The 8,460-nt window shown below is 77.0% G+C and carries 10 protein-coding genes; 7 read left to right on the forward strand and 3 right to left on the reverse strand.

Annotated features, from left to right (window positions below):
- Positions 1-13 precede the first annotated feature (13 nt).
- Positions 14-1,351: a nicotinate phosphoribosyltransferase gene (locus tag VER05_RS02750; protein ID WP_324843865.1), complete on the reverse strand. Its 1,338-nt coding sequence runs from the start codon at positions 1,349-1,351 to the stop codon at positions 14-16.
- 73 nt (positions 1,352-1,424) lie between these two features.
- Between VER05_RS02750 and clpS the strand changes: the two genes are divergently transcribed.
- The 7 genes from clpS (at position 1,425) to VER05_RS02785 (ending at position 7,386) form a co-directional block, all read left to right on the forward strand.
- A complete protein-coding gene (clpS, locus tag VER05_RS02755) occupies positions 1,425-1,712 on the forward strand; it encodes an ATP-dependent Clp protease adapter ClpS (protein WP_414647537.1) in 288 nt (95 codons plus the stop codon).
- Positions 1,713-2,477: a DUF2017 family protein gene (locus tag VER05_RS02760; RefSeq protein ID WP_324843866.1), complete on the forward strand. Its 765-nt coding sequence runs from the start codon at positions 1,713-1,715 to the stop codon at positions 2,475-2,477. It begins immediately after the preceding gene.
- Positions 2,478-2,487: 10 nt separating this feature from the next.
- Complete coding sequence (murI, locus tag VER05_RS02765) at positions 2,488-3,303, forward strand: glutamate racemase (RefSeq protein ID WP_324843867.1); 816 nt, start codon at positions 2,488-2,490, stop codon at positions 3,301-3,303.
- A 172-nt stretch (positions 3,304-3,475) separates the two neighbouring features.
- On the forward strand, positions 3,476-4,279 hold the full coding sequence (locus VER05_RS02770) for an MBL fold metallo-hydrolase (RefSeq protein WP_324843868.1): 804 nt from the start codon (positions 3,476-3,478) through the stop codon (positions 4,277-4,279).
- A gap of 29 nt (positions 4,280-4,308) precedes the next feature.
- Complete coding sequence (rph, locus tag VER05_RS02775) at positions 4,309-5,148, forward strand: ribonuclease PH (protein ID WP_324843869.1); 840 nt, start codon at positions 4,309-4,311, stop codon at positions 5,146-5,148.
- A complete protein-coding gene (gene rdgB, locus VER05_RS02780; protein ID WP_324843870.1) occupies positions 5,145-5,777 on the forward strand; it encodes an RdgB/HAM1 family non-canonical purine NTP pyrophosphatase in 633 nt (210 codons plus the stop codon). Before rph ends, rdgB begins: the two co-directional genes overlap by 4 nt.
- Entirely contained in the window at positions 5,770-7,386 is a 1,617-nt protein-coding gene (locus VER05_RS02785) for an ABC-F family ATP-binding cassette domain-containing protein (RefSeq protein ID WP_324843871.1), read from the forward strand. The genes rdgB and VER05_RS02785 overlap by 8 nt, the downstream gene beginning before the upstream one ends.
- 99 nt (positions 7,387-7,485) lie before the next feature.
- Here VER05_RS02785 and VER05_RS02790 read toward each other — a convergent pair whose 3' ends face one another.
- Positions 7,486-7,950 carry a hypothetical protein gene (locus VER05_RS02790; protein WP_324843872.1) on the reverse strand — a complete coding sequence of 155 codons (465 nt, stop codon included), beginning with the start codon at positions 7,948-7,950 and terminating at the stop codon, positions 7,486-7,488.
- A gap of 100 nt (positions 7,951-8,050) precedes the next feature.
- Positions 8,051-8,460, reverse strand: a 410-nt coding sequence (locus tag VER05_RS02795; protein WP_324843873.1) for a Pr6Pr family membrane protein, incomplete at its 5' end; no start/stop codon positions are given.

The raw sequence follows: 8,460 nt of genomic DNA on the forward strand, positions 1-8,460 counted from the left end.
TGTCCGGGGGCGGTCAGAGCGTGAGCGTGACCGTCGGGATCGCCGCCTCGTCGGCCGACAGGCGCCGGGCGCCGCGCGGGAGCTCGTCCCGGGACGCCGCGTGCCGGGCCGCCGCGGCCGCCACGCCCTCGGGACCGGTCCAGCCGGGGCACACCTCGCCGTCGGTCACGAGCGGCACCACGAGGGCGCGCAGGTCGTCCTCCGACGGCGCCCACGACGCCACCGCCTCGTCGGGGCCGTCCACCACGACCTCCTCGACCGCCCGGCCGTCGCCGTCGAGCCGCCGGGCCGCCGACTTCCGGCCGCCGACCGACTCCTTGGCCTTCGACGCCTTCGCCACCGGCGCGAGCCGGCCCTCGGACCCCTCGCGGGCCACGAGCTTGTAGACCATGCCGCAGGTCGGTGCGCCGGACCCGGTCACCAGGGAGGTGCCGACGCCGTAGGAGTCGACGGGCGCGACCGCCAGCGCCGCGATCGCGTACTCGTCCAGGTCGGAGGTGACGACGATCTTCGTGTCCCGCGCGCCGAGGCCGTCGAGCTGCGCCCGGACCTCCTGCGCGAGCACCCCGAGGTCGCCGGAGTCGAGCCGCACCGCGCCGAGCCCCGTGCCCGCCGCGGCGACGGCCCGCTCGACCCCGCGCCGCACGTCGTAGGTGTCGACCAGCAGCGTCGTGCCCGGGCCCGCCGAGGCGACCTGCGCGGCGAACGCGGCCTCCTCGTCGTCGTGCAGCAGCGTGAAGGCGTGCGCGGCGGTGCCGATCGTCGGCAGGCCGTAGCGGCGCCCGGCCTCCAGGTTCGACGTGCCCGCGAACCCGGCGACCGCGGCGGCCCGCGCGGCGGCGACCGCGGCCTGCTCGTGCGCGCGGCGGGCGCCCATCTCGAGCACCGGCCGGCCGATCGCGGCGCTGGTCATCCGGGACGCCGCGGACGCGATCGCCGAGTCGTAGTTCAGCACCGACAGCACGACGGTCTCGAGCAGCACGGCCTCGGCGAACGTGCCCTCGACGGTCAGCACGGGGGAGCGCGGGAAGAACATCTCGCCCTCGGCGTAGCCGCGGACCGAGCCGGTGAACCGGTAGGTCGACAGGTACTCCAGCGTGGCGTCGTCGACGACCCCCTCGCGGGACAGCCAGTCCAGCTCCGCGGCGCCGAACCGGAAGTCCGCCAGCGCCTCCAGCACGCGCCCGGTGCCCGCCAGCACGCCGTAGCGGCGGCCGTGCGGGAGGCGCCGCGTGAACACCTCGAACACGCACCGGCGGCCGGCGGTGCCGTCCGCGAGGGCGGCCTGGAGCATGGTGAGCTCGTAGCGGTCGGTCAGCAGGGCGGTGCTCGACGAGGTCGGTGCGCTCATGTGCACACGGTAGGCGCCGACCTGCGGATGCGCGCCGCCGGGTGCGCCCCGCCACGGCACCTACAGTGGTCGGGTGTCCGTGGAGATCGCACCCGAGGAGACCGTCCGCACCGACGGGCAGCTCGCCGACGCCTGGGTCACGATCGTCTGGAACGACCCCGTGAACCTCATGTCGTACGTGACCTACGTCTTCCGGTCGTACTTCGGCTACCCCCAGGAGAAGGCGGAGAAGCTGATGCTCGAGGTGCACGAGGAGGGCCGCTCCGCGGTGTCGACGGGCAACCGCGAGCAGATGGAGGTGGACGTGCAGGCCATGCACTCCTTCGGCCTGTGGGCCACCCTGCAGCGGAGCGACGCCTAGGTGCGGGCGTTCCGGCGGGAGGGCGACGAGCTCGTCGCGGAGGTCGACCCGGGCGAGCGCGAGGTGCTCGCGACCGTGGTCGCCGACGTGGCGGAGCTGCTGGGCGGCGGGCGGTTCGAGGACCGCGCGCGGGAGACCGGCAGCGCGCGGCCGTCGGCGGGGGCCGGCGACGCGGCGCACGACCCCGCGGCGCTCGCGATGCGGCTGCGGCTCGACCCGCTGCCCGCGCCGGACGACCCGGCCGTGCACCGGCTGCTGCCCGACGCCTCGCGGGACGACGCCGAGGTGACCGCGGAGTTCCGCCGCCTGACCGAGGACGACCTGCGGCAGCAGAAGATCGACCGGCTCGCGGCGCTGTTCGACGCCCTCACGGTCGAGGCGCTGGGGCACGACGGCGACGCGGAGCCCGGCGCCGGAACCGCCGCCGGGACCGCCGCCGGCGAGGACGACCCCCACCGGCGCCGCCGCCGGTCGCGCGGCCGGCACGAGGCGGTCGCCGTCGTCCGCGTCACGACGGACCGCGCCCCGGCGCTCGCGGCCACGCTGACCGACGTCCGCCTGGTGCTGGGCGAGCGGCTGGGCGTCACCGACGAGGACGCGAGCGAGCGGCTGGAGCACGAGGTGGTGCGCGGCCGACCGTCGGACGCCGCCGGGCAGGCCCGGCAGTACCTCGGCTCGGTGTTCCTCGCGCTCGGCTGGTGGCAGGAGACGCTGATGGCGTGCCTGCTCGCCGACCTGCCGGACGCGCCCGGCGGGCGGGACTAGGATCGGTGCCGTGAACGACGCACCCATCGGGATCTTCGACTCGGGGGTGGGTGGGCTCACCAACGCGCGGGCGGTCATCGACCAGCTCCCGCACGAGTCGGTGCTCTACATCGGCGACACGCTCAACACCCCGTACGGCACCAAGCCGCTCGCCGCGGTCCGCGCGCACGCGCTCGAGGTGATGGACGACCTGGTCGACGCCGGCGTGAAGATGCTGGTCATCGCGTGCAACACCGCGTCCTCGGCCGTGCTGCGCGACGCCCGCGAGCGGTACACGCTGCGCCGCGGCCTGCCGGTCGTCGAGGTGATCCTCCCGGCCGCGCGCCGGGCGGTCGCCGCCACCCGGACCGGGAAGATCGGCGTGATCGCGACCGAGTCGACCGTGAAGTCCAAGTCGTACGACGACGCGTTCGCCGTCGCGCCGGGCGTGCAGCTCACCACCCAGGCGTGCCCGCGATTCGTGGAGTTCGTCGAGGCGGGCGTGACCTCGGGCCCCGAGCTGCTGCGCGTCGCCGAGGAGTACCTGCGCCCGGTCAAGGAGGCCGGCGTCGACACCCTGGTGCTCGGCTGCACGCACTACCCGCTGCTCACCGGCGTCATCTCCTACGTGATGGGCGAGGACGTCACGCTGGTGTCCTCGGCGGAGGAGACCGCCAAGGACGTGTACCGCCTGCTGGTGGCGCACGACCTGGAGCGGGACCCGGCCGCCGGCCCGCCGGAGCACCGGTTCCTCGCGACGGGCGACCCGGACTCGTTCGCCACGCTGGCCCGCCGGTTCCTCGGGCCCGAGGTGCGGCACGTGGAGGCGCGCGGCGCGCTGCGCTGACGCGGGCCCGCCCGGCGCCGCCGGGGCCGCCCGCCGCCGGGCCCCCGTGACGAGCGACACGTCCCCGCCGGGACCGACGGCCGCCCGCCGCGCCGCCCCGCACGGCATCATGGCTCCCTGGGCCGCCGTCGGACGTCGGTGCGCCGACACGCAGCGGAAGGGGCACCCGCGGATGAGGCTCGTGGTCGTCGGCAGCGCCGGCTCGTTCCCCGGCCCGGACTCGGCGGCGTCGTGCTACCTGGTGCAGGCCGAGGGCCCGGACGGCGCGGGCGGCACCCGGACCTGGAACGTGCTGCTCGACCTGGGCAACGGCGCGCTCGGCCCGCTGCAGCGGCACCTGGCCCCGGCCGACCTGGACGCGGTCGCGATCAGCCACCTGCACGCCGACCACGTCGCCGACGTCGTGGTGCTGGGCGTCATGCTGCGGTACGACCCGCGCGGCGCCCGCCCGACGCCGCTGCCGCTGCACGGCCCCGAGGGCGTCCGCGAGCGGCTGGCGCAGCTGTCCGGCCACGACCCGGCGACCAGCACCGCCGACCACCTCGCGCTCGGCACCTGGCGCGCCGGGGAGCCGGTGCAGGTCGGGCCCCTGACCATCGAGCCCGTGCCCGTCGAGCACCCGGTGCCCGCCTTCGGCTTCCGGGTCACCGGCCCGTCGGAGGCCGACCCGGCGCGCACGGTGACGCTGGCGTACACCGGCGACACCGACGACTGCCCGGGGCTGGACGCGCTCGCCGCGGACGCCGACCTGCTGCTGGCCGAGGCGGCCTACCTGGAGTCGACGCCGGGCGCCCCGCGCGGGGTGCACCTGACCGGGCGGCGGGCGGGGCTGGCGGCGCAGCGCAACGGCGCCCGCCGGCTGCTGCTCACGCACCTGGTGGCGTGGAACGACCCGGCGGAGAGCCTCGCGGAGGCGGCCGCGGCGTACGACGGGCCGCTGGACCTGGCCCGGCCGGGGACGGTCGTCGCGCTCTGAGGTCCGGCGCGGGTCGTTAGGCTCGGGGGATGACCTCCGACCCCACCGTCACCACCTCCGCCGCGCCCGCGACCGGCCGCCCGAGCGCCCCCCGCGCCGACGGCCGCGCCGTCGACGAGCTCCGCCCGATCGCGATCACCCGCCGCTACCTGGACGCGGGCGAGGGCAGCGTGCTCGTCGAGTTCGGCGGCACCAAGGTGCTGTGCGTGGCGTCGTTCACCGCGGGCGTTCCGCGCTGGCGCAAGGGCTCGGGCGAGGGCTGGGTCACCGCCGAGTACGCGATGCTGCCGCGCGCCACCTCCTCCCGCTCCGACCGCGAGTCGGTGCGCGGCAAGGTCGGCGGCCGCACGCACGAGATCTCCCGGCTGATCGGCCGGTCGCTGCGCGCGATCATCGACGTCGCCGCGCTGGGCGAGAACACGATCGTGCTCGACTGCGACGTGCTGCAGGCCGACGGCGGCACCCGCACCGCGTCGGTGACCGGCGCGTACGTGGCGCTCGCGGACGCCGTCGCGTGGGGCATCGCCCAGGGCTCCGTCGACGCCCGCAAGGTCGTGCTGCGCGACTCGGTGTCGGCCGTGAGCGTCGGCGTCGTCGGCGGCCGGCCCGTGCTCGACCTCCCGTACGAGGAGGACGTGCGCGCGGACACCGACATGAACGTGGTCGTCACCGGCTCGGGCAGCTTCGTCGAGGTGCAGGGCACCGCCGAGCACGCGCCGTTCGACCGCGCCGAGCTCGACTCGCTGCTCGACCTGGCCCTGGTCGGCACGTCCGAGCTCGCGCGCGTGCAGCGCGAGGTGCTGGCGCTGCCGGCCGGCGAGACCGTGACCGTGCGCGGGGGCGCGGGCGCCGCGGCGGTGACCGCGTGACGGGCCCGGCCCGCCTGGTCCTCGCCACGCACAACGCGCACAAGCTCGGCGAGCTCCGCGCGATCCTCGTGCCCGCCCTGCCCGGGCTGGACCCGGCCTCGGTGGTCGGCGCGCGCGACGTCGGCGCGCCCGAGCCGGTCGAGGACGGCGTGACCTTCGCGGAGAACGCGCTGATCAAGGCCCGCGCGCTCGCGGCGCACACCGGCCTGCCCGCGGTCGCGGACGACTCCGGCCTGTCCGTCGACGTGCTCGGCGGCGCCCCCGGCATCTTCTCCGCCCGGTGGTCCGGCCGGCACGGCGACGACCGGGCCAACCTCGACCTGCTGCTCGCGCAGCTGTCGGACATCGCCCCGGAGCACCGCGCGGCCCGGTTCACCTGCGCGGCGGCGCTGGTCACCCCGGACGGCGAGGAGCACGTCGAGCTCGGCCACCTGGTCGGCACCCTCGCCACGGCGCCGCGCGGCGAGCACGGGTTCGGGTACGACCCGATCCTGGTCCCCGCGGGCGGCGACCTGACCTGCGCGGAGCTCGCGCCGGAGGAGAAGAACCGCATCTCGCACCGCGGGCAGGCGTTCCGCGCGCTGGTGCCCGCCGTCGTCGCCGTGCTCGGCCGGGAGCCGCGTGCCTGACGTCCACCTGGTCGCGGACGGCCTGACCTTCGGGTACCCGGGGCGGCCCGTCCTCGACGGCGTCGGCCTGTCCGCGTCCGCGGGCGACCGGGTCGGGGTCGTCGGCGAGAACGGCGCCGGCAAGACGACGCTGCTCCGGCTGCTCGCCGGCGACCTCGCGCCCACCGCCGGCGAGGTCCGGCGGTCCGGGTCGGTGTCGGTCGTGCAGCAGGAGCTCGACGTGCCGCCGGGGTCGACGGTCGGCGACCTGGTGCGCCGGACCGCGGCGCACGTGCGCGCCGCGGCGGACCGGCTGGACGAGGTCGTCGCCGGGTTCGACCACGAGGGCGGCGACCTGGGGGCGCTGAGCGACGCGATCGCCGCGGTCGACCGGCTCGCGGCCTGGGACGTCGACCGCCGGGTGGACGAGGCGTTGACCCGGTTCGGCGCGCCCCGCGACCCGGACCGCCGCCTCGACACGCTGAGCGTGGGGGAGGCCTACCGCGCGCGGCTGGCGTGCCACGTCGCCGAGCGCGCCGACGTCCTGCTGCTGGACGAGCCCACGAACCACCTCGACGTCGGCGGGATCGAGTACCTGACGGCGCAGCTGCAGCAGTGGCCGGGCGTGGTCGTCATCGTGACGCACGACCGCCGGCTGCTGGACGACGTGATGACCGCGATCCTCGACCTGGACCCGTCGATGGACGGCCGCCCGGTGCTGTACGGGGCGACCCGGTACGCCACCTACCGGTTCGCCAAGGACCAGGCGCTGCGCCGCTGGCGGGCCCGGTACGCCCAGGAGCGCAAGCGCGCCGCGAAGCTCGCGCAGCGGCTCGACGAGTCGTACGAGGGCCTGTCCGACGAGTGGCGCCCGCCCAAGGGCTCGCAGAAGCACCGCCGCGGCACCCGCGCGCGCATCCACGTGAAGGCGGCCGACCGCCTGGTGCAGAAGCTGGAGGCCGAGGCCGTCGAGGTGCCGGTGCCGCCGCCGGCGCTCGCGTTCCCGGACCTGCCCAGCATCCCGGGCGGCTACGCGGGCGGGCCGCTGCTGGAGCTGCGCGCGCCCCGGGTCGAGGGCCGCCTCGACCTGCCGGGCGTGCGGGTCGACCTGCCGCCGGCCGGGCGGCTGCTGGTCACCGGCGCGAACGGCGCGGGGAAGTCCACGCTGCTGGGCGCCCTGGCCGGGCGGACGCCGCTCGACCGGGGGCACCGCGCGGTCGCGCCGGGGGTCCGGCTGGGCGTGCTGGTGCAGGACGACGACAGCCCGGCGCGGCTCGCGACCACGGGGTTCGAGGCGGCCGCGCGGCGGGCGCTGGACCTGCTGCGGTCCGGGGCCCTCGACCCCGCGCACGTGCTGCCGGTGGCGGCCCTGGGGCTGCTGGAGGAGGAGGACCTGGACCGGCCGCTCGGCGAGCTGTCCGTGGGGCAGCGGCGGCGGTTCGAGCTCGCGGCGGCGCTCGTGGCCGCCCCGCACGTGTTGCTGCTCGACGAGCCGACGAACCACCTGTCGATCGCGCTGGTCGACGAGCTCACGGAGGCGCTGCGGCTGACGTCCGCGGCCGTGGTGGTGGCGACGCACGACCGGGCGATGCGCGCCGACCTCGCGGACTGGCCGGCGATCGAGCTGTAGCGCGCGCGCGGGGCGCTCGGCGCCGAGGTCGCCGGTTCCGCGCCCGACCCCGGCGTGTCGCACCGGCGTGTCGGGCGGAACCGGCGACCTCGGCGCGCCTCAGCCGGGGGCGGGCCGGCGCGAGGCGCGGAGCGAGACGATCGCCGCGGCCAGGACCGCCGCGGTCACCGCCGGGACCACCGGGCTCCAGGATCCGTGCGTCAGCAGGACGCCCACGTCGAACGGCGCCGGCAGGACCACGGCGGTGGCTCCGCGCGCGCGGAGCCACGCCCCGACCACGATCAGGACGATCTGCACCGCGCCGATCGCGAGCCCGAGCGGTGGCCGCGCCGCGGCGAGGGCGGTCGCCCCCGCCGCGAGCAGCATGACGACGACCACCGCGACGTCGCGGCCGGTCCCGTCGCCGAGGAAGGCGACGGCGGCGTGGAACGACACCAGCGCGAACAGGAGGGCGCCGAGCGCCGCGCCCAGCGCCGTGAGGGCGCCGGGGGAGCGCAGGGACGCGGCGCGCCGGTCGGCCGGGGCCGCGTCGGCGGACGAGGCGACCGCGGGGTCGGGGGTCATCGACGACCTCCTCGAGGGATCGGTGCCCGCGACCGTACCCAGCGCGACACCCCCGCGGTACCCCGTCCTGGTCACACGGCGGAGCGCGGACCCGTGCGCCTCAGCCGGGCTCGACGTCCGGGGCGGGCGCGCGCGGGCTGGCCGGGAGCACGCGCTCCACCAGCCGCACCAGCACCGCCAGCACCAGGAACCCCACCGCCACGACCGCGGTGTTCCGGGCGGCCGTGGCCAGGCCGAGGGCACCGGCGTCGAGGAACGGGTACGGGTACCACCCCGTCGCCGCCCCCCGCGCGAACGTGTACCCGATCCAGGCCAGCGGGTACGCCACGGACCATGCGACCGTCGCGCCGCCGAACCGCGGCCGCGGCCCGACGAGCAGCCACACCACCCAGGTGCCGATCGGCGTCACGGTGTGCAGCAGGAAGTTCGCCAGGTCGCCGGACGGGGTCAGGTCGACCCCCGCGTCGGCGAGGACCGTGTGGTAGACCACGCCGGTCACCGCGATGCACA

It is taken from the genome of Cellulomonas sp. (assembly GCF_035634735.1).
Lineage (GTDB): Bacteria > Actinomycetota > Actinomycetes > Actinomycetales > Cellulomonadaceae > Cellulomonas.

Excerpts from the sequence above, each read along its gene's own strand:
- VER05_RS02790 (WP_324843872.1), bottom strand. The coding sequence starts at position 7,950 with ATGACCCCCGACCCCGCGGTCGCCTCGTCCGCCGACGCGGCCCCGGCC.
- rph (WP_324843869.1), top strand. The coding sequence starts at position 4,309 with ATGACCTCCGACCCCACCGTCACCACCTCCGCCGCGCCCGCGACCGGC.
- VER05_RS02770 (WP_324843868.1), top strand. The coding sequence starts at position 3,476 with ATGAGGCTCGTGGTCGTCGGCAGCGCCGGCTCGTTCCCCGGCCCGGAC.
- VER05_RS02750 (WP_324843865.1), bottom strand. The coding sequence starts at position 1,351 with ATGAGCGCACCGACCTCGTCGAGCACCGCCCTGCTGACCGACCGCTAC.